This window comes from Oxynema mangrovii CENA135 (assembly GCF_016632315.1).
GTDB classification, from domain to species: domain Bacteria; phylum Cyanobacteriota; class Cyanobacteriia; order Cyanobacteriales; family Laspinemataceae; genus Oxynema; species Oxynema aestuarii.
In genome coordinates, this window is record NZ_JAEOXH010000003.1 from 797,685 (window position 1) to 818,973 (window position 21,289).

Genomic DNA, 21,289 nt, shown 5'->3' on the forward strand with positions numbered 1-21,289 from the left:
TTCGACTAACTTTTCACAATGGGCGATCGCGCTTGAATCGAGTACGCATTTTGGTTTTTACCTTGACAAACAACTGACTCGCTCTCGAAGTGTCAGCGATGTTATCAATTTCGTTAATACAGGGTAATTTTTCAGACGATCTTATCGAAAATACTCGGTTTTCGTTAACATGGCTCGATCGCTCCATCGCAGAGTCCGAGTCTCGTCTGTACTGCTAAGAATAGTCCACTTGGAGGCGATCGCCAAGCTCATTGCAGGAGTGGGGAGAAAGTCGATCCCATCTCCCCAAATCCCTACAAGCGCATCAATAAATTCGCTCCGTGGGTGTCCGTTCCGCAGGTTTGCAATAACTCGTACTGCTGCGCCAGTCGTTTGACTTGGGCGGTTTGCTTGGAACTCGGGCGCCACGGATCGGGATTGTCGTAGGCATAGTAGGTTTCGATCCCGTCGATTCCCAAGCGGGCGACCTCGGGAATTAATTGAGTGGGGCCGCGCCGTCGGTAACGGGCCGGGTGAGCTAAAACGGCCAAACCCCCTGCACTTTGGATGGCACGAATGACCTGTTTGGCTTCGTAATCTTTGCCCCGCACGGAATATCCTTTCAAGTAGGGTTGGATCCGCTCGTGTTCGGGGTCGAATCCGTATCCGAGGATGTGAACTTCGATATCGAGGATGCCTGCATTAATTTCGACGCCACTCCACAACTGAGGCAGGTCGGCAGATTCCCCGGCGAGGTGACGGGGGTCTTGGGCGCGGCGATCGAGCCAATGGCGGGCGATCTGGTACCCTGTAACACTGTGGTGGTCGGTGATAGCTAGCCCTTGCAAACCGATATCGACCGCTTGCTGCATGAGTGCTTCCGGGGAAAGGCGCCCGTCGGAAGCGGTGGTGTGCATGTGGAAGTTATAGGATCGCGGGCAACTGTGCGCGTCGATCTGTTGGAAAATTTCTTGAAGCGCCCCCCGATCTTGGGAGGGGTCGCTAACGTGCCGCTCGATGCTAGGGTCGAACGATACAGCACTGCAAGTCAGATTGACACTCATAAATCTATCTATAAGTCTGGTGTGTACGGGCAAAAAATCTCAAACCCCCTGAATCTCGTTGTTGTGAACGAATCAGTGACGATCGCTCCGGGAAGGCGATCGCCGTTTATGGCTTACAAACATAAAGACTTCCCGATGAGGAAATTTGTTTTCACTTGATTTTCGTTGCGTTTACATATTTTAATAATTTTTTCGGTCTTGTCGCTACCGAGCCAAAATACCTAGAGGGATTCCAGGGCAGTGCTAAGCGTTGCAACAGCGCGATTCTCCTCGGGAGACGGTCTGCGATCGCCCCCGCCGAAAATTGCCCCCGCCGAAAAGGCAAGTTTTTGTCACTTAATCCAATCATTGAATCCCGTCGCGGGCAGTAAAAAAAACAACCAAGCGATCTTAGCTTGGTTGTTTGGCTCGGCCTTTGAATCGGCCCGGTATCGCGTACAATTCTGAGGATTCCCGCGCCCCTTCCCTACCGCATCGGGGGGTTGGTTGCCGGGATCGTTGCCCTAAATACTCCCGATTCCCCCTTCCCGATTTCCCCTCCGACGGGCCAGATGAGCGCCCTGCCAACTCCAACCTCCGACCGTTGACTGAGACCGTGTAGATGGCCCCGAAATACAATCTCACTCGCCATCACTTCCCTTTATTTTCAGTATTGCGGACTTGCCACGCTAATTCGAGAAGGGCAGACCAACGTTTTTGAACTTGTTTCGGCGTGCATCGAATCGCGTCGGCAATTTCGCGATCGTTGCTGCCATTGCGTTTGAGTTCGATCAATTGGCGTTGTTCGTCGGTAATCGCCTTGCAGAACTCATCCCACTGTTGGGGGGTCATGCCCAAATTTTGATCCAGATCCGCCCCCAACCACTCGTGAACGAGTTTCCAGTTATGAGAACGGGCGAATTTTTCGACGTGATACTTGAACCGTTGTTGTAAATAGTCGCGCTGGCGAGCTGTCAAGCCGAGAATTTCGTCAATTTCCGGGGCGGCGAGGTCTTGGAGTTTGAGAACCAAATAGTCCACACAGTCCGATTGACCTTGGGCTTCGAGATACTGCACCAACTCTTGGATGACGCGATCGCGCAAGACCGCTTCCGAAGGATCCACCGTATCCGCCACCATTTGCTCGCGTACTTGCTGCGCCGCATAGGAGCGACTTTGAATCTGAGCATCTTCACCCTTGGGATATTCCACCGCTTGTTCGATATCGACCAACGTTTCCGGCGGTTGACCGTGGGCGAATCCTTGAGCGCGCAACACCACTAACTGCTGGTTGCAGCGACCGGGTAAAGTAATCCGGCGTTTGGCGTAATGTTCGGTAAAGGCCATATATTCGGCCAATTCCAACTGGGTGCGCGGGGTGTAATTTTCGGCGACGTCGTGTTCGCGACGGAAGGCGCGCAGCACTTCGATGTAAAACCCTTGCAAGAAATCTTCGATCAAGTTGTAGCGCGCTTGGAAGCTCAGGCGAGAGTGCATCGGCGCCACGTGACGGTAAACCATCGAGCTAAGTTGGGCGTGCAGTTCCACCCGTCCTTGTTTGGAACCGAGTTTGTGGTATTGCAAGCATTTTTGCATCCGGTGACGGGCTAAGGTCAACTGCCAAGAATGGATCTGACCGGAATTTTGAATGCGATTGCTTTTTTGACAAATACGCTCGACTTCTTTAGCGATGCGATCGGCCACTCCGGCGGCACTCTTGGAGTGGTTGGTCAGTTTTTGGCTGAGTTCGTCGAATACTTGCTCGGTCAGTTCCTCGACGCTCATCCCTTGGGCGATCGTTTCCGGGCTGAGTTCGGGGGTAGAATTTTCGTCTCGATCCGTCTCCGCCGGGGTCGCTTGTCCTTGGGAAACTTGAGAATTTTTCGTCCGGTAGCTGGGGGTTTTTGCAGTTTTGACGTTCATGTTTTTGCCTCGGGTAACGCACCATCTTTAAAATTCAGCGACAGACCGCAAGGGACGTTGAGAACAGTCCGCGTGTCGGTTGAATCGCCTCGATTCATCGCCGCTTTCTATAGTTCGACTCTCCCAAGTTTTGGAAAACTTTAGTTCGACCGGGTTGCCTGTTCTCGAACTGGTATAGAACAGACAGGGATGAGAAAGGGACTGTAGACGGCGGTGTCTGCATTTGAGGGGGTTTCATCCCGGGGAAATGAGCTGTTTTTCGAGGGACAGTTGACGAACTGGCTCGGCACCCCGGAAACAGATGGTGAAATGGCACACGGTTATCCTCGAAAACTGGGATAGGGAAACACAACGTTTCTTTTCAGATCGCTACCCCCCCGATCCGGACAAGGTTTAAAGCAATCTCGATCGCCCGCTCTACTCCGCATTAGGTATATTTCTCTGGCGATCGGCTCTGGGGGCAAGCTGCAGGGCGCAATCAAGGGGAAACGAAATAAAAAAACCTGCCCGCATCGGACAGGTGTCAAAAATATTTTCCCAATTCCCCAGGGTCACACCAAACTGAAGACCTCTTCGACTCCCAAGCCTTCGCGCACGATTTGCGGTTCCTCTCCAGTCAGGTCGAGAATCGTCGAAACCTGATAGCCCGGGTCTTCTCCAGTATCGACAATCACATCGACCATCTTGTCGAAGCGATCGAACAGTTCCGCTTTCCCGGCGTACCCGTTGCGGTCGATGTCGTCGTCCGGTAAGTGGGCCGAGGTCGAAATAATCGGATTGCCCAAGGCTTCGAGCAAATCCAGACAAATTTTACTATCCGGAACCCGAATCCCGGTCGTTTTGCGTTTCGGGTCCATCACCAGTTTCGGCACTAATTTGGTCGCGGGCAGCAGAAAAGTAAACGGACCGGGAATCAAACGCCGAATAATGCGATACGCTGGATCGGTGACTGTGGCGTAAGCGGCAATATTCGACAATGAAGGACTCAAAAATGTAAGTGGTTTGTCATTCGACAGTCGCTTGATCTGTCTGACTCGTTCCACCGCAGATTTGACGTTAATATCGCAGCCGATCGCGTAAACTGTATCGGTTGGATAGAGCAAGATTGCCCCATCTTGCAGCGCTTCTTTAATTTCTTCGACGCGCCGAACTTGAGGATTTTCGGGATGGAGTTCGTAAACAGTGGCCATAATTTATACCTCGCAATCATTCACCATTGATTTCAAACAGTATTTCAAACAATATTTCAAACAATAGAGCTCAAACAATAAATTTCAAACAACAGATAGGGAAAATCAAACCGAGACGGGTGAGTGTTCCCCTTTTTAATTAAAGTCGCGTTTATGAAAACAATAGCTTACCTTCAATGTCCGACGGGAATCGCAGGAGATATGTGTCTCGGCGCTTTGGTCGGTGCTGGCGTTCCTTTAGACTACCTTATCGATCGCCTCGCTCAGTTGGGAATCGCCGACGAGTACGAGCTTTCGGCGTCGCTAGTACGGCGCAACGGCCAACAGGCGACGAAGTTTGAGGTCGATCTCGCTGTAACGGTCTCCCCAGACCTTCCCGACGAGCATCACCACGAGCATCATCACGATCGCCACCACGGTCACCACCACGGTCACCACCACGAGCATTCCCCCCAGGCTTCTCATTCGGCCCGGACGCGCCATTTACCGGAAATTGAAGAGATGATTCGGGCGGCGGGACTGCCCCCACGGGCGGAAAGCTGGAGTCTGGCGGTGTTTCGCCAACTCGCCGAGGCGGAAGGGGCGGTTCACGGGGTCGAGCCGGAACGGGTGCATTTTCACGAGGTGGGGGCGACGGATGCGATCGTCGATATTGTCGGCACTTGTTTGGGTTTGGATTGGTTGGGAATTGAGGAATTATATTGTTCGCCGTTACCGACGGGTGGCGGGACGGTGTGGGTGGCTCACGGACGCCTTGCGGTTCCGGTTCCGGCGGTGCTGAAGTTGCTCGAATCCCGCCGGGTTCCGGTGTACAGTAACGGGATCGAGAAGGAGTTGGTGACGCCGACCGGGGCGGCGATCGCGGTGACGTTAGCGAAAGCCTTCGGTCCGCCGCCGCCGATGGCGATCGCCCGGGTCGGATTGGGGGCGGGTTCTCTCGATTTAGCTTTACCGAATATCCTCCAGTTGTGGGTTGGGGAAGCGACGGAAACTCCAGACGGGCGGGATCTGAAGGTGGAGGAGATCTGTGTCCTCGAAACCCAAATTGACGACCTCTCGCCCCAGGCGATCGCCTATACCTGCGATCGCTTGTTCGATGCGGGCGCCGTCGATGTATTTACGCAGGCGATCGGCATGAAGAAATCCCGCGCCGGGATCCTGCTGACGGCGATTTGTCCGCGCGATCGCCAAACGGCTTGCGAAACGGTGATTTTCCGAGAAACGACGACTTTGGGCATCCGGCGATCGCTGCAGGTGCGATCGATTTTAAACCGAGAATTTCATCAAGTGAGTACAAAGTATGGCGAAATTCAGATCAAAGTTGCCACCGACGCCGCCGGAACGGTCCTCAATGTCCATCCGGAATACGAGGACTGCGCCCAAATTGCCCGCGATCGCGGTCTCCCCTGGCAAGAAGTCCATCGCAGTGCCTTAGAAGCTTGGTATGCCCGGGGGGAAGACTGAGTCATTTTTAGGTTCACTGGTCATTCCTACTTTGGCGTAGTCCTCCAGAATGCTCACTCAATGGCACCCTAGGGAATCACTCCTAGGCGATCGAATGGATAAATTCGTAACATCAATTGCCCTGTAATATTATCCCGTGGAACCACAACCCCAAAGGTTTGGAGATTGTCATAGTTGGGATTATCGCCAATAACGTAATATTCATCGATACCCAAGGTCAGGGGGGATTGTGTAAAATCTGGCGGTAAAGTTAGGCGATCGTCTTTAAAAAGTTTGCCGTTGAGAAATAGTTGACCTTGCCGAATTTCTAACTTTTCCCAGGGAAGGGCAATAATGCGACGAGAAGCTAATTCGTAGGGGAATTGAGTTCTTAAATCTTGAGTGGAAAAAGTAATAACTTGGTAACGATCGGGGCTACGCCAACGCGGATAAGTTAGCCTGTCAAACCAAATGCGATCGGCACTTTGGATGACTGGACTCATGGCAGTTACTGAATCCTGATTGAATTTTAAAATGCTGGTCGCTGTTGTTAGTAATAAAGCCAGAGAAAGTAACAGCCCTATATTTTGTATTGAGAAACCAAAAAAACTTTTTGAATACCATTTTTCAGGATTTTTATCGGTGAATGGCTCCGGTTTTAGCTCGATAGTTGAGGCTAAATGTTCTCGGAGTTTGTCGTGATAAAAACGATAGCGTCCTCCCGATTGTTTCAACAGACCAGCCTCACTGGCCTCTGTCAGAAATCCGGCATAATTCAAAGGAATGCGTCCGTGACGGTACAACACCCATCGCAAGCTAAAGTGTCGAGTAAATGCATCTCCACCGCCGCTCCAATATCCTAAAACTACACCGAACAATATTCCTGGAAGTACAGCTTCAAGAATATTGACTTGCTGTCCGGTCGCCCAGTTTGGTATAATGAAAATCAACGGACAAAGAGGAGCAGCTAATCCCATCGTTAATAAAGATTTTATCCCTGTTTCCCAAATTCCTTGATTCGGATAAGTCTTAACTTTAAGATCGGTTTTCAGCCCTCCAATCAGCCCTCCAATCAGCCCTCCAATCAGCCCTCCAATCAGCCCTCCAATCAGCCCGACAATCAGTGAATAATACAATCCACTGGATAAAGCTCGCCTAATATTTTGCCAGGATAGATCTAAGCTTTCTGTTAAGTAAATCGATGAATTAATATCTGTATCTAGCCCGACAATCAGCCCTCCAATCAGCCCGACAATCAGCCCGACAATCAGCCCGACAATCAGCCCGACAATCAGCCTATATTGTTGAAATTGCTGTTTAGTTTCTAACCACTTTGGTTGTAGTTCTTCAATCAAAAATTCTCGCTTATTGATATCTTCTCTGCCCATACTTGCCGCCAACCAGGCCAAATAATATCTCGCTTGTTCCCGATCGTAGCGTTCCAAAGGTTGGGCAATAGCCATTTTTTGAGGATACAGTTTGCGATTCACAAAATCATCAAATAATCGCTTTTGACAGTCTTCGCGATCTTGAGGCCAATCCGGCGGCAATTTGTCTGGGTAAGTTATCGGCATTAGGTTTAATAACATGGGACTGTGTGCCAATGCCATCAACCCCGGATGCGATCTCAACTCTACCCACAAATGAGAGACATTGCGGTTTGTTAAATAATCTTGAATCTGCCCGTCAGTTAACTCGCACAGCTTGACCGCTTGCTCGACTCCTTTCAGACGGATGCGGCAATTTTCTTCATCTTTAACATTTTGATAATCTCGGACTCGACAACAAATCACCAAACCCGCTTGTTGTTGGGAATAATGCTCTTGTAAGGCATTAATAGCTAAAATCGCTTCTTTAATTCCATCGTTATATCGTCCCAACTCGTCCAAACCATCGAGCAAAGGGACAATTTTATCCCCTGTTAACCATTTTTCACAAATTTGAGGACTCAGACCGTAGCGGGCAACTATTTCATCCCTCATCCACGCCAACATCGGCTCTCCCCTCCAGGCGGAAAGCTCGAAAATTACCGGAATTGGCTGATTCGTATTGTTTAGTGCGGCTTCACCTAAAGCAGTTGCTAACTTCAGTAACTCTGTGGTTTTGCCGCTTCCCGGTTCCCCTAAAATTAATAAACGCCGTTTCGCTTCTTCAAAGATTTCTAAAATCGGCTTATTTGCCGCAATCTTCGTGCTTTGTTCCGTGTTTAAATTTTCTAATTGCCGTCGGCCATTAATTTGTACTAATCTGTCCGCAACAACTTTAGGGACGATTTGGGTCGGCTTAAACCAGCGCTGCCACCACTTAGGCGATAGTGAAGCTTGTTGCCGATGGGAAACTCCAGAGGCGGGCGCCGTTGGTTTAAATCCTTCTAACTCTTCTGGCGAATATTCACTGCCAATGGCAATATGTTTGTCTTGGTCGATCGCACTTTTCAGCCGATTTTTAATGCTTTCTTGGTTTTCTTGAGCAAATGCTTGGCGTAAGTCTGGTTCGGGGGTTTCTTCCGTGTTCAATAACTCCGGTCCGACGATCGCAATTAGGGCAAAAACGATCGCTCCCCCAACTAATACGAGAGGGTGTATGCCGTCCAAGAGAGATTCTAAGGGAGGCAGTTGATTGATGATATAGGGGTAAAGGACGAAAGCGAGAGTAACAAACGCCAAGCGGAAATAGAGAAAGAAGCGATTTTGCTTTTTTGGCATGGCGACCTAGGGAGAGTAGAGCATTACTGCATCGATCTGTTGTTCCTTATTGTAATCACACCAGGATCCCTTGCGGATTGGCAGTTTCGGCGAGGATCTGCTCGACTTGCGCGGGGGTTAAGTTGGGGTTGGCTTGTAACATGAGGGCGACGACCCCGGCGACGTGGGGGGTCGCCATCGAGGTTCCGTCTAACGACAAGAAGCCATTAGCGGGAACGGTCGAACGAATTTCAATTCCGGGGGCGACGACGAAATCGTAAACGCCGAGGAGACTGCTGGCGGGGTTGGAGAACTCGGCGACCCGTCGATCGCGATCCACGGCGCCGACGGCGATCGCCAGGTCTTGGGCGGCCCGAATCGCCGGGTCGTCGGGGACGAACGCCCCGAGGTCTTTCTCGTTTCCGGCGGCGATAACGGCGACAACCCCGAGATCGCGGGCGTATTGCAAGGCGGCGGCGATATTTTCTGTGGGCGGTTGTCCGGGAAGGTTGCCCAAGCTGAGGTTGAGCACCCGGGCGCCGTTATCGACGGCGTAGCGAATCCCGTCGGCGACGGCGCGATCGAATTCGTCTAAGGTTTGGCGATCGCCCAAGACCCTCACGGGCAGAATCGTTGCCCCGTAAGCGATTCCGGTCACGTCAAAGGGCTGACCGAAAAAGGTGGTTCCGTCGATTCCGTCGCGGGTGGCGGCGATCGTTCCGGCGATATGAGTTCCGTGTTGTTCCTCGGCGAGGGCGATCGCCGGATCGCCGTCGAAGTCTACAAAGTCGAAACCACGGGCATCGTCGATAAAGCCGTTCCCGTCGTTATCGATCCCGTCCCCGGGAATTTCATCGACGTTCGTCCACAAACGCCCTTGCAATTCCGGGTGTTTGAGGTCGATTCCCGTATCGAGCACCGCCACGACAACCCCTTCCCCGGTAAAGCCGCGATTCCACACTTCCGGAACCCGCATCAAGTCGGCCCCGTAATTATTGGCGATCGGGTTGGGAACGTCCGCAAACGGCACGGTTTCGCCGATCGCCCGCGCCACGGCTGCCGCCGCATCCACCAACCCGAAACCGTAATTGGGATCGAAACCGGGGAGGGGCGTTTGGGTGTCTAGACCCACGGTGGGGGTGGCGGACAGGCTCAGGGTGTAGTTGGTATCCCCTGTATACTGCTCTACGGCGATGTAAAAGATTCCCGGCGCTAAGGTGGGCAGGGAAATCGCCTCGGGATTGCTGCTGGCGGCGATCGAACTCGCTAAAATTTCGACGCGATCGAGGATTAAACCATCTTGGTTGAAATCCTGCACTAAAAATAAGTCCGCATCGGCGCTCAACCCGTCTAAAGTTACCTCAATCGCGCTCGTTCCGTCCAAGGTGAAGCGGTACAGATCGAGGCGATCGAGGGCGCCGACAAAATCGCTCAAGGTTTGTACCCCCGTCAAGGCCCCGAGATCTCGCGCTTGTGCTAAACTGTTTCCCGCATTATCCGGCACTAAGGGAGTGGCGATCTCCCGGTTGAACGCCCGCAGCGTGTAACTCGTCGATCCCGAATACTGCTGCACGGCGATCGAATAATTACCCGGCGGTAAAACATCGACGATCGTTTCTGTTTGATTCCCCACTTGTTCCGAAAACCCTAATAATTCCCCCAGATCGATCGTCTGATTGTTATTCAAATCTTCATATAAAAATAAATCCGCATCCGCGCTTAAATTTTCGAGAAAAATACTCACTTCTCCGGGATTGTCCAAGCGAAACGCATACAGATCTTCCGAGTTTAAAGTCCCGATAAAATCATTAACTTCGATACTCCCGAGCACTCCTAAATCTTCAAACTCCGTCGGTTCCGCAAGGGGAATATCCCACGAAATCGGGAACGCTTCTCGACCTTCCACCGAACCAAATTTAAGATAATGTTCGATCGCGCTCAAAGATCCCGACGCCACCGCCGCCGCTATATCGGGATAGGTTTCGAGATAAAAACTCGTGTCGAATGTGAATCCGGGGTCGCGTCCTTCAAACTGTCCCGCTTCGATAAAATGTTGGTAAGCGGTTACAATATCTGCTTCGACCGCCGCCGCTACATCGGGATTTCGGAGTAAATAAGTATCGTTAAAAAATTGCCGAATCGGATCGCGTCCTTCAAACTGTCCCGAGTTCACAAAATGGGCGATCGCCGTCGTATTTCCTAACAAAACGGCAAGATCGACATCTACATAGAGATCTAAGTAAAAGTCCGTATCGAAAAAAACACTCGGGTCGCGTCCTTCAAATTGTCCGTTACTGAGAAAATGTTGAAAACCACTCGCTAAGGTTCCCGTCGATACGGCATTGGCTACGTCGGGATTGGTGCCGAGGTAATAAGTTTCATCAAATAAATCGCTAATGTCTAACATCGTCACAGTGGCGGTAAGGTTAACGTGTCAGCACTCCAGCTTTAACTTTGGTTCGATGCGTTTATTTAAGCACGGCGATCGCGTAGCGTCTCCAAAGGAGAATCGCGCGATCGTCCAAAAAATTCTGTTTATTATAATTCTATCACTCTCGTTTTTGATTCGAGTGGGTAAAATTATAAAAAAATTATGGTAAAACCATAAAAGAACTCACTTAAATCCGATAGTTGTCAACTTAAAACACTTCCCTGTCCTCCGCCCTTAGACCTCGGCAAATATTTGGCGATCGGTAAAAAATAGGGCTATATCATTACTAAATCAGTCAAATTTCTGTAGAGACACGACAATGCCGTATCTCTACTATAATTCTACTCATTTTTCCTACAAGGGATCGGGTAAACCGACCTCTTTGGGTTTAACTAATTTGCCCTCAAAACTAATCGCTTTTTCTTCAAAAGTACGTACTTTAGCAACATCTTGGCGTAAATTGGCAATATCGATATTGTCCTCCAATCCTCCAAGAAGGTAGACCAGCAAACGACTCGCTAAATCCCGTCCGGAAACGAGGATGCGGCGTTTGTTCGGATCGTAAAGAATGCCGTACCATAACGATCTCGGGAACTCTATATGACTGAAACCGCCCTCGCGATCGAATCGTTCTAGTTTCTCGAAAATTTCGAGAGGATTGTGACGTTTTTCAAAAATGACAATCCCTAAAGCTTGGGCGAGGGCTACTTGTCCGACCGGACGAAATAACAGATTTCCTTGACCTTTACTTTTTTCGTGAGAAAAGCGGCGCAATTCTGGAGTTTCGATCCCATTTTCCAGTTTTTGATAACTCCCTAATTGCCCTAGCAGATCGAAAAGATTACTAAATTCTCGGCGAGCGAGTTCGAGTTCGTCATCGTCGGGACGCAGAGGAATCAACCCTTTTTTATCCGAAGGATACCAGTGAGGAAATCTCGGGCTTAAGTAGCGTTGCGCCATATCTTGCAGCGCTTGTAACGTCGTCAACACAGTGGATTTACTGGCAACAGTCGCACTATCCCAATTCACCCGAGGATTACGATTTTTCACTTCTTTAAATAAGGGATGGCTGACGGCAATCTGGCGGGCGACAATCGAAAATCCATCGTCTTCGTTGAGGACGGCGAGTTGTCCTTTGCTGAGTTTAACCGCCATTAAATTCACGTGGACGAAAATCGATCGCACCCGGCGTCTGGCTTCTTCTCGTGTTTCCCCTTTCTCGACGGCGGGAATAAATTCAATACCAATTTTTTCGGTGGCGAGGCGTTGCAATGCTCCCGGCTTGAGGTGGTATTGAGTAGCAATTTCATCGGTAGTGACGGGGGAACCGATCGCCTTTTTATTTTTGTTATAACGTTGCAGTCGTCCGGTTTTCAGTAAAGTCATTAACCCCTGAATTCCCATCAATCGGTGTTGTCCGTCCAGGGCAAAAATAGCGGTGTCGGCGTCGAGATCTAATACCCCCAAATTGCGGTCTTTATCGAGGGGTAAAAATTGGGCGGCGGATTGGCGGGCTCGTCCGCGTTTGTCCCATTGGGGGGCGTCGGAATCGTCCACCCAGGATGGACTGAGAACCACGAGGACGGCGGGGAATTTGTGGGCGGCGCGGGCGACGAGGTATAAAGTGAGAGGAAGTTGGCGCGACCAGTCGAGGGGGCGTTGGACGATTTCATCGATGGTGTCTCGGTCGCGGACGACGTTCTCGCTTTGCGAGTCGAATTTTTGGCGAAATAGGGGGAGTTGGGAGGCGAAACGCACCCGAGAATCGAGCCATTCGAGGGGGACCGATCCGATAAAAGCTTCGGTATTGCCCATTTGTGTGGTTTGCACGAGGAGGCGATCGCGCTGTCCTACGTAGCGATCGAGCAGGAGGGCGAGGTGTTGGCGATCGCGGCGATCGTGCTGTTCGATGGAGGCGCCGAGATCGTCGTTCGGGTCGGATTTTCGGGTCATCTGGGGCTATTTGGTGCGGGAGACAATTAAGTTTTTAAAAACTATCACTAAAAAATTTAAGATTCAACATTAGTTTTTAAAAACTATTTGAGTGATAGGATCGAGGAAGAGTTCGTGTTCCTCTAAATGCACAAATCAAAAGATTTGTCAAGAGGTATCGAGACTCAATTTTTCGGCTTCACTAAACCGAGACCGCCCCCCCCTTGAGGGATAGAGGTTCTCACAGCCGCGTTCCGCGCGATCGCCGAGGAGGTAAAGAGATGACGAAAACTACGTTTGAATACGTTTTACCTGCGATTCGGGGGATTCAAGCGGGACGGGAATATTATGTTTCCATGTGTCCCGTGCGGTTTTTGCCGAAGTTATTCCCGTTGGAGGGAGAGGACAATCCACCTCAAGCGCGATCGCGGCGACATCTCAATCTGGCGCGGGTGCGGCAAATTGCCCGTTATATTTTAGAGAATCCCGAGACTTATACGTTTTGTGCGATAACGGCGTCCATTGATGGCGAGGTTGCTTTTGAACCGATGGGGGAAAAGGCAGAAGAGCGCAAAATGGGGCGATTGCGGGTTCCGATGGACGCCCGATTTACCATCGACGACGGACAACATCGACGGGCGGCGCTGGAGTTGGCGTTAAAGGAAAATCCCGATTTGGGCTACGAGACGATCGCCGCAATCTTCTTTCTGGACTTGGGTTTGGCGCGATCGCAGGAAGTCTTTAACGACCTCAACGCCCACGCAGTGCGACCGGATCCGTCTTTGTCGTTGTTATACAATCGGCGCGATCGTCTGGCAGTGGTGACGCGGGGGATCTTAGATCGGGTGGAGGTGTTCGCCAAGTTGACGGAAACCGAACGCAGTCACATCCCGGTGCGATCGGCGAAATTGTTTACTCTGACGAGTTTATACCGCGCCACGGCCCAGTTGTTGGCAGATCGGATCGATTTACATGAAGGAGAGGATCCGGTAGAATTGGCGATCGCGTTTTGGTCGCGGGTGGCGCAGTCGATTCCCGATTGGCGTTTGGCGTGCGATCGGCAAATTAGCGCCCGGGAATTGCGCGAAGATTCTTTACACGGTCATGGAATTGTGTTAGCTGCGTTGGGATTGGTGGGATTGTCGCTATTAGAAACTGACCGAAAAAGTTGGGGCGATCGTTTGGCAGGTTTACGCGCGATCGATTGGTCGCGATCGAATAAAAATTGGCGCGATCGTGTGGTGTTTGAAGGTCGTGTTTGTCAGGGTTCGGCGAGTATCAGTTATTTAACTGCATATCTCAAACAGCATCTTGAATTGCCTTTGACTGTAGAAGAAAAGCAGTTATTGGGCGATCGGCTTTGAGGGAGAATTGAGGAAAATGACCGACACAGAATCGCAATCTATTTATCGTAACCTTGCCTATTATTCTGAGTGTTTTTCTAATTTACAAGTTTACTTGGGTAAAGCACTAAATAAACCCATTTTGATTTTGTCTGTTATCGATTTAATTGCCCAAAGTATTATTCAAGAAAATCGCATTTTTATAACCGATGAATTAATTGAATCCTTCAGAAAATATTGGGAAATTCTTGAGAAAGGAAAATTTAAAAGTAGTGATTTTGCACTGCCTTTTTTTCACTTAAAAAATGAAACAGGGAAATTAGGGAAATTTTGGCATTTAAAATTCAGCGATCGATATGAAGGTGGTCGGCCTCAATCAATCCCGAAACTTAGACATGATGTTGATTTTGCAAGTCTGGATGATGAGCTTTTCAGCATTTTGGAAGATCCAGAATCAAGAACTGAACTGATTGATGTTTTAGTAGCCAAATGGTTCTCAGCAAAACAAAATAAGTTAGAAGAGATTCTAAATATAAATCAAGAATTACAAGATTATGCATCAGAACAGGAGAATTCCCAAAATTTAGACTTAGAAAATGAAAGTGATCGACAAGAAAAAAAGTATAGTTTTCGACGTTCTCTAATTAGAGATGCTTTTTTTCGCAAATCCATAATTCATATTTATGATTACCGATGTGCTTTATGTCATTTGAAAGTTATGCGTTCCCTAACTCAAACAATTGTAGATGGGGCGCATATCAAACCTTATGGGCAATTTTATGATAATAAAATAAATAATGGTTTGTCTTTATGTAAAAATCATCATTGGGCTTTTGATAAAGGGTGGTTTTCTATAGACGATGATTATAAAATAATAGTAACTAATGATTTACAAGAAGATTCACCTTATGCAAGACCAATTAATGATTTTGTAGGCGAGACAATTATTTTGCCCGATTCTCAAAAGTATTTTCCCAGTCTTGATGCTTTATCTTGGCATAGAGTAAATATATTTAAACTGTAAGTAAACCTAAATTAATTAGTTATGAATTCTGACGAACTGTCCTTATTTCAAAATAGAACAACAGCAGATTTTATAAAACATACTGAAGAATTAACTAAAGAAATTCAAGAATTGTACTGTGGGGACGAAATCCCTTGGTGTGTCGGCTATTCAGGAGGTAAAGATAGTACCGCTACTTTACAGATTATTTGGTATGCAATTTCTAGCTTACCAGTAGAGGAGCGAAAAAAAACTATATATGTTGCTACTAATGACACTTTAGTAGAAAACCCTGTTGTTTCAACTTGGGTACGCAATTCTTTATCCCAAATGAAGATAGCAGCCCTAGAACAACAGATGCCTATTGAACCACACTTAACTTATCCGGCTGCTAAGGATAGATTTTGGTCTTGCTTAATTGGTAAAGGTTACCCAGCCCCTAGAAAACGATTCAGGTGGTGTACTGAACGCTTAAAAATTTTACCTACAGACTCTTTCATTCGATCGGTCATCCGATCGAGTGGAGAAGTTATCCTAATTTTAGGAACTCGGAAAGCAGAAAGTGTTCAAAGATCGATGAATATGGCTAAACATCGAAATTGGAGAGTCCGAGATCACCTAAATACGAATCCTAACCGTCCAAATTCACTGATTTATTTACCTATTGAAGATTGGCGTACTGATGAAGTTTGGCTATATTTAAATCAATGGCGGAATCCTTGGGGATATAGCAATAAAGATTTATTTTCCATGTATCGAGGGGCAACCGCAGATACAGAATGCCCTCTCGTTATTGATGCCTCTACTCCCAGTTGTGGTGATTCTCGTTTTGGTTGCTGGGTCTGTACGATGGTTAATAAGGATAAATCAATGGAGGCAATGATCCAAAATGATGAAGAAAAAGAGTGGTTACAGCCTCTATTAGATATTCGCAATGAATTAGATTTGTATAACGATCGGGAAAGGCGAGATTTTCGCCGGATTTATGGAAAAGTAGAATTATTTGAACGAAATTTAGAAGGCACAACCTCAGTCGAACCAATGCCGGGACCTTATAAAAAGGAATATCGGGAATATTTGTTGCGTCGGGTGTTAGAAGCGCAGATTCAATTGAGGGAAAATGCGCCGGAAGATATGCGCGATATTACCTTGATTACCGACGAAGAACTCAGTGAAATTCGTCGAATCTGGCTGGAAGAAAAACACGAATTTGACGATCGCCTTCCCCAGATTTACGAGGAAGTCACCGGAGAACCCTTTAAAGATGTTCGCTTGGGAACCTCTAAAAAACTACTCGGCGGCGATGAATGGGAAACCTTAAAAGACCTCTGCGACGAGGACGCCATGCACCTCGAATTGATGTCTAAACTGCTGGGAACGGAATATCAATATCAAACCAAAGCCCGCCGAATTGGGATTTATGAGGCGATCGAAAATTGCTTTGAAACCAGTTCGCGCGATCGCGAGGAGGCGATTAAAAATGCTCATAGTAAGCGGGATCTGAAAACTGCCGTGGATGATGGAAGCATTACCAACGTCAAAGAAATTCAACTAACTTGGGCGCAAAAGAAATTTGGTAAGGCGAACTTAGAAAATCCTTCCCCAGAAGATAACTGAGTTATCCAGACTTCCAGAATTCATCTACAATTAATTTCACCCCCTAAAACCCGCCCGGGCGGGTTTTAATGCTGTTTCGTGCCATTTTTCATCGGACATCAAATCTCATGATTTTTCGTCAACTCGTCCTCCACAACTTCGGTCCCTACGTCGGAAAACAAACCATCGATTTAACCCCGGGAACGGAAGGCGAAACTCGCCCGATTATTTTATTTGGGGGAATGAATGGTGGCGGAAAAACGACACTGATGGATGCAATTCGCCTCGCCCTTTACGGACAACGCGCCCAATGTTCGACCCGGGGTAATTTAAGTTATAGTGACTTTCTTTCCCAATGCGTCAATCGCCACACTCCTTTAGGAGAAAGAACGCAAATCGAATTAGTATTTCAACATATCGAAGACGATCGCCTCGTCGATTTACAAATCATTCGTCACTGGACAAAAAACCCTAAAGATGGTAAAGATACCCTGGGAATTTTTGAAGAAGATTATTGGAAAAACGACTATTTAACTAATACCTGGGATGAATATATCGAAAATTTGCTACCATTAGGCATTTCTAATTTATTTCTCTTTGATGGCGAACAAGTTAAAGAACTCGCCGAACAGGAAATCCCTCCTCCGGCGGTTGTCGGTTCAATTAAGTTTTTACTCGGACTCGAACTCGCCGAACGGTTATCGGTCGATTTAGATATTTTAGTGCGCCGAAAAAGGAAGAAGTGGGCGAATGCGAAAGAGTTGGCCGATCTCGATGAAATGGAAGTAAAAATGAACCAATATCGAGAAGAGTTAGACGCCGCCAAACAAGATTTATCCTCGTTAAAAAATGCACTCGATCGCGCGGAAACTGCTCAAAGAGAAGCCTATTTTAAATATATTTCCGAAGGGGGTAAAATTGCAGCAGAACGGACGACCCTAGAACACGAAAAACGCCGTTTGGAAGGCAAAATCGAGCGATCGCGTCAATTGTTGGTAGAACTATCTTCCAGTAGCTTACCCCTGGCGTTAATCGAACCGTTATTGAATCAAATAGAAGAACAAAGCGATCGCGAAACGAAACAACACCAGGCAAAAATTGCCCAAGATCTCGTCAAAGAACGCGGCGATCGCCTCTTGCAATATATTGAAGAAATTAAAGTCAATTCCAAACAACTCGCTAAAATTAAAGCCTTTTTAGAAGAAGAAGACCGCCAACTCCACGAGGCGATCGGTTCCGACGAGGATATCTGGCTGCATCTCGATGAAGAAACCCGCGATCGCCTTTCTATTTTACTCCAAAAAGAACTCCCCGATTTCGTCAATTTTGGAGACGAAACCCTCAAAACTCTCTACCAAGTCGAACTCGATCTCGACAATAAAGAACGAGAAATCGCCGCCGCCCCTTCTCCGGAGATTTACGAACAATTACAACAAGCAGTGAATGAAACCCAAGCCGACCTCGTTAAAGCAACGGCAAATTACGAACGAGGACAACGACGCTGTAACGAAGCGGAGGCAAAAATAGAAACCCTAAAAAAAGATTTAGCAGACTACGCCAATACGGCTTTAGAACGAGAACAAGACGAACACCTGATCCGGGCGTCGGCGAAAGTTCAACATACGTTGAAACTGTTTAAAGAACGACTGACGTTGAAAAAATTAAATAAATTAGAAATAGAAATCACTGAATGTTTTCGCTATCTACTTCATAAATCCGATCTCGTCCATCGAGTGGCGATCGCCACCGATAGCTTTGCCCTTTCTCTCTACGACAACCAAGGTCAACCCGTCCCCAAACATCGCCTTTCTGCGGGAGAAAAACAGTTACTGGCAATCGCCTTTTTGTGGGGATTGGCGCGGGTGTCCGGTCGTCAGTTACCCGTGGCGATCGATACGCCATTAGGACGTTTAGATTCTTCCCACCGTCATAATTTAATCGAGCGCTATTTTCCCTCAGCCTCCCATCAAGTATTATTGCTATCTACCGATACGGAAATTGGCAAAAAAGAGGTGAGCCTATTGCGCGAACAAGGCTCGATCGCCCGCGAATATTTATTGAAATACGACCCTAAAAAACGTCAGACGACGGTAAAAGAGGGCTATTTCTGGAACGAAGACTAAAAACGATCGCGCGATCGCCTTTCAAGATTAGTCATTTACTGTTTAAATCAATTTCAACTGATGGAACCCCCGATCAAACAAATCAAACTCTCGCAAACGGCGAAAGACCAACTGACTAAACTCAAACGTTATACCAAAATTGACCAGTGGAATATTATTTGTCGCTGGGCTTTTTGCCGTTCTCTCGCCGAACCGAGTATCCCGTCGCCGATTCCAATTCCCGCCGATAGTAATGTCGAAATGAGTTGGCGGGTCTTTGGCGGGGATTTGTCCGACATCCTCCTCGCCGCCCTCAAACAACGCTGTCAAAACGATGGTTTGGGATGCGATCGCGAGACTCTCGCCACCCAATTTCGCCTCCACCTTCATCGCGGAATCGGTTATCTCGCCGGAGATCCGGACCTGAAAAAAATTGAAGATTTAATCGCTTTAGCGACCCATACGGAAAAACCCGATCGCCTCCGCAAAACTAAAAAATAAAAAACGATCGACCTCTCCCAAGAGTGTCGATCGCCGAACCAATAAACGTTGCGTTGTCGTTGTCAAATGAGGAAATCCTAACTGCGCGTTCCCAAACTTGCAGCGAGGTTGTATTTCCTTTATCTTTCCCTTAGACTTAATTGTAGCAGCAGATACGGATCTTTTTGTTACAAAACTTTACTATTGTCAGGGATTTTTATCAAAACGGGGCATTTCGATAAATTTTGATAAATTTTCCCCAGATTTAGCGCGCTAACCGTGGCGACCTAACCGTGACCCGATCGCCGTTGAGGGCGTCCCCAAATGACCCGTTCGTGCTTGTAAATCGCCATTCCCGGCTGGGCGCCTTTGGGCTTGTAGACGTATTTCGGCTCGGTGTAGACCACGGGAACGGCATCGCTTTGACGGGCGCGACTGTAGTAAGCGGCCCAGTCGGCGGCAAACTGCAAGTCGGCTTCGTCCGCGACAGCGCCGGGTTTGAGGCGCAAGAGAGCGTGACTGCCGGGGATCTCCTGTGTATGAAACCACAAATCGTAATCTCCGGCAATCCTAAAACTGAGTAAGTCATTTTGACGGTTGTTGCGTCCGACGACTAACTCGAAGCCGTTGGGGGACGTGTAGCGGTAGAAATCGGCGTCTGGGGAGCGATCGCGCGATCGCCGATCGCCTGCGGCGAGATAGCCTTGTTGCACCAATTCCTCGCGGATATCTTCGAGGGTTTCCAAATCCGACGGGTCGCGATAGTCTTCAACTTGGGAAATCGCCACTTCCACCTGTTCTAAATAATTCCGTTCCGCCACAACTTGGGCTAACAACGGTTCGACCGCCTGTTTCGCCCGTTTGAGTTTTTGGTGTTGCTTGTAAAGAGCTTGGGCATTTTGCACCGCATTTTTTTCGGGATTGAGGACGATCTTTACCGGGTTTCCCGTGGCGAAATCGTCGAGAGTAATCGTTTGCATTCCCGGTTGCCAACGATGCAACGACGCCATCAATAAATCCGCTTTTTGTCGATATTCGTCCGCCGCCTCGGACTCGCCGAGACGATCGCGGAATCCTCGTTCTTTCGCATTCACTTTAAGGAGAACTTGGGCAACTTTTTGGCTGAGTTGATGGTGGAGTTGCTCGAAACTTTGGCGGGCGAGGGTTTCGCCGTAGTAGCGATCGAGCAGCACCTGTACCGAGGGCGCCGTTTCACCTTCCGTTTCGGGTTCGACCCGATCCCACTTCAACACCGTGTAACCCTTGCCCGGCGATCGCGGGTCCAGATAGGATAAATCCCCCTGACGGCAAGCCTCCAACCCTTTGAGCCAATCTTGCCAGCGATCGAACAGGCGACCCCAAGCGACCTCGTCGAGGCGATCGCTAGACTGTTGCGGGTCGATCCCGGCGGCGATCGCCATCGTCCGAGTCAGCCGCGAACTCAAGCCCCGATAGCTTTTGAGCAACTGGCGGGCGATCGGGCCGGGGATCAAACCGACTCGTTCCTGCCAGCGATCGCGCGATTCGGCCAAACTCGGGATCGGATCGTCGAGGGCCGGGGGAACCTCATAGGGCTGTCCGGTTAAAATGGGGCGCAAACTGGATTGTTTTTCGCTAACTTGGTGGGCGGCGGTGACGATGCGATCGTCGCGATCGGTCAAGATCGCGTTACTGCGCTTGCCCATAATTTCGACGTAGAGATGCCAGAGAACGGGTTCCCCGGGACGCCGGGCAAACTGTAAATCGAGAGCCCGTTCCCAGGGATCGAGGGGGGCGATCGCCACCCACGCCAACCCGTTGAGTTGGTGGCGTAATTGGTCGCTAAACGTAAACGTATCCGGGGTACGCGGCGGCGGTTCGCCGATATGAATGCGGGCCGCCTGGGGGTGCCAGGAAAGGGTCAGCCAGCCTCGTTTTTCGAGGGTGCGTAAAGCCAAATGAACCGTGTGGCGATCGCGCTGGTACACCTGTTCGACCCGGGCGGGTAACCAGGTGGCACGCAGTTCGCTACAAGCTGCCGTAAGCGTGGTCAAATCAACGGGTTGCATGGGGAAAGCATCTCAAACCGAACGCAGTAGGGAAATCCCAAAATCTCAAACAGTTAAAATAGTTAAAAAAAGCTGAGAAAATGTTGTAAATC

Annotated in this window: 13 protein-coding genes; 6 read left to right on the forward strand and 7 right to left on the reverse strand. The window is 48.8% G+C overall.

Annotation, left to right across the window (positions count from 1 at the left end; genetic code table 11):
* Positions 1–293: 293 nt before the first annotated feature.
* From JJD41_RS22800 to JJD41_RS22810, 3 genes are all read right to left on the reverse strand, one after another.
* Positions 294–1,043 carry a PHP domain-containing protein gene (locus tag JJD41_RS22800; RefSeq protein WP_200669854.1) on the reverse strand — a complete coding sequence of 250 codons (750 nt, stop codon included), beginning with the start codon at positions 1,041–1,043 and terminating at the stop codon, positions 294–296.
* Positions 1,044–1,673: 630 nt separating this feature from the next.
* Positions 1,674–2,807, reverse strand: a complete 1,134-nt coding sequence (locus tag JJD41_RS22805) for a HetZ-related protein (protein ID WP_370583942.1) — start codon at positions 2,805–2,807, stop codon at positions 1,674–1,676.
* A gap of 689 nt (positions 2,808–3,496) precedes the next feature.
* Positions 3,497–4,135, reverse strand: a complete 639-nt coding sequence (locus tag JJD41_RS22810; protein WP_200669858.1) for an L-threonylcarbamoyladenylate synthase — start codon at positions 4,133–4,135, stop codon at positions 3,497–3,499.
* 153 nt (positions 4,136–4,288) lie between these two features.
* Between JJD41_RS22810 and larC the strand changes: the two genes are divergently transcribed.
* Positions 4,289–5,599: a nickel pincer cofactor biosynthesis protein LarC gene (larC, locus tag JJD41_RS22815; RefSeq protein WP_200669860.1), complete on the forward strand. Its 1,311-nt coding sequence runs from the start codon at positions 4,289–4,291 to the stop codon at positions 5,597–5,599.
* Positions 5,600–5,667: 68 nt separating this feature from the next.
* Here the strand turns inward: larC and lepB are convergent, their stop codons facing one another.
* The 3 genes from lepB to JJD41_RS22840 all read right to left on the reverse strand — a co-directional run bounded on the left by lepB (position 5,668) and on the right by JJD41_RS22840 (position 12,646).
* On the reverse strand, positions 5,668–8,094 hold the full coding sequence (gene lepB, locus JJD41_RS25935; protein WP_305082420.1) for a signal peptidase I: 2,427 nt from the start codon (positions 8,092–8,094) through the stop codon (positions 5,668–5,670).
* 244 nt (positions 8,095–8,338) lie between these two features.
* Positions 8,339–10,669, reverse strand: a complete 2,331-nt coding sequence (locus JJD41_RS22835; protein ID WP_200669862.1) for a S8 family serine peptidase — start codon at positions 10,667–10,669, stop codon at positions 8,339–8,341.
* A 378-nt stretch (positions 10,670–11,047) separates the two neighbouring features.
* Positions 11,048–12,646, reverse strand: coding sequence for a DGQHR domain-containing protein (locus JJD41_RS22840; RefSeq protein WP_200669863.1), 1,599 nt, complete (start codon positions 12,644–12,646; stop codon positions 11,048–11,050).
* A 260-nt stretch (positions 12,647–12,906) separates the two neighbouring features.
* Here JJD41_RS22840 and dndB point away from each other — a divergent pair, with 260 nt between their 5' ends.
* From dndB to dndE, 5 genes are all read left to right on the forward strand, one after another.
* Positions 12,907–13,989, forward strand: coding sequence for a DNA sulfur modification protein DndB (gene dndB / locus JJD41_RS22845; protein WP_200669864.1), 1,083 nt, complete (start codon positions 12,907–12,909; stop codon positions 13,987–13,989).
* 16 nt (positions 13,990–14,005) lie between these two features.
* Entirely contained in the window at positions 14,006–14,992 is a 987-nt protein-coding gene (locus JJD41_RS22850) for an HNH endonuclease (protein ID WP_200669865.1), read from the forward strand.
* Positions 14,993–15,013: 21 nt separating this feature from the next.
* Positions 15,014–16,588 (forward strand): DNA phosphorothioation system sulfurtransferase DndC, encoded by a 1,575-nt coding sequence (dndC, locus tag JJD41_RS22855; protein WP_200669870.1) that lies wholly within the window; start codon positions 15,014–15,016, stop codon positions 16,586–16,588.
* 107 nt (positions 16,589–16,695) lie between these two features.
* Entirely contained in the window at positions 16,696–18,690 is a 1,995-nt protein-coding gene (gene dndD, locus JJD41_RS22860; protein ID WP_200669878.1) for a DNA sulfur modification protein DndD, read from the forward strand.
* A gap of 60 nt (positions 18,691–18,750) precedes the next feature.
* A complete protein-coding gene (gene dndE, locus JJD41_RS22865; RefSeq protein WP_200669880.1) occupies positions 18,751–19,170 on the forward strand; it encodes a DNA sulfur modification protein DndE in 420 nt (139 codons plus the stop codon).
* Between the two features lie 266 nt (positions 19,171–19,436).
* Here the strand turns inward: dndE and JJD41_RS22870 are convergent, their stop codons facing one another.
* Positions 19,437–21,197 carry an Rqc2 family fibronectin-binding protein gene (locus tag JJD41_RS22870; protein WP_200669882.1) on the reverse strand — a complete coding sequence of 587 codons (1,761 nt, stop codon included), beginning with the start codon at positions 21,195–21,197 and terminating at the stop codon, positions 19,437–19,439.
* Positions 21,198–21,289: the final 92 nt, after the last annotated feature.

Excerpts from the sequence above, each read along its gene's own strand:
- JJD41_RS22800 (WP_200669854.1), bottom strand. The coding sequence starts at position 1,043 with ATGAGTGTCAATCTGACTTGCAGTGCTGTATCGTTCGACCCTAGCATC.
- JJD41_RS22805 (WP_370583942.1), bottom strand. The coding sequence starts at position 2,807 with ATGAGCGTCGAGGAACTGACCGAGCAAGTATTCGACGAACTCAGCCAA.
- JJD41_RS22810 (WP_200669858.1), bottom strand. The coding sequence starts at position 4,135 with ATGGCCACTGTTTACGAACTCCATCCCGAAAATCCTCAAGTTCGGCGC.
- larC (WP_200669860.1), top strand. The coding sequence starts at position 4,289 with ATGAAAACAATAGCTTACCTTCAATGTCCGACGGGAATCGCAGGAGAT.
- JJD41_RS22835 (WP_200669862.1), bottom strand. The coding sequence starts at position 10,669 with ATGTTAGACATTAGCGATTTATTTGATGAAACTTATTACCTCGGCACC.
- JJD41_RS22840 (WP_200669863.1), bottom strand. The coding sequence starts at position 12,646 with ATGACCCGAAAATCCGACCCGAACGACGATCTCGGCGCCTCCATCGAA.
- dndB (WP_200669864.1), top strand. The coding sequence starts at position 12,907 with ATGACGAAAACTACGTTTGAATACGTTTTACCTGCGATTCGGGGGATT.
- JJD41_RS22850 (WP_200669865.1), top strand. The coding sequence starts at position 14,006 with ATGACCGACACAGAATCGCAATCTATTTATCGTAACCTTGCCTATTAT.
- dndC (WP_200669870.1), top strand. The coding sequence starts at position 15,014 with ATGAATTCTGACGAACTGTCCTTATTTCAAAATAGAACAACAGCAGAT.
- dndD (WP_200669878.1), top strand. The coding sequence starts at position 16,696 with ATGATTTTTCGTCAACTCGTCCTCCACAACTTCGGTCCCTACGTCGGA.
- dndE (WP_200669880.1), top strand. The coding sequence starts at position 18,751 with ATGGAACCCCCGATCAAACAAATCAAACTCTCGCAAACGGCGAAAGAC.
- JJD41_RS22870 (WP_200669882.1), bottom strand. The coding sequence starts at position 21,197 with ATGCAACCCGTTGATTTGACCACGCTTACGGCAGCTTGTAGCGAACTG.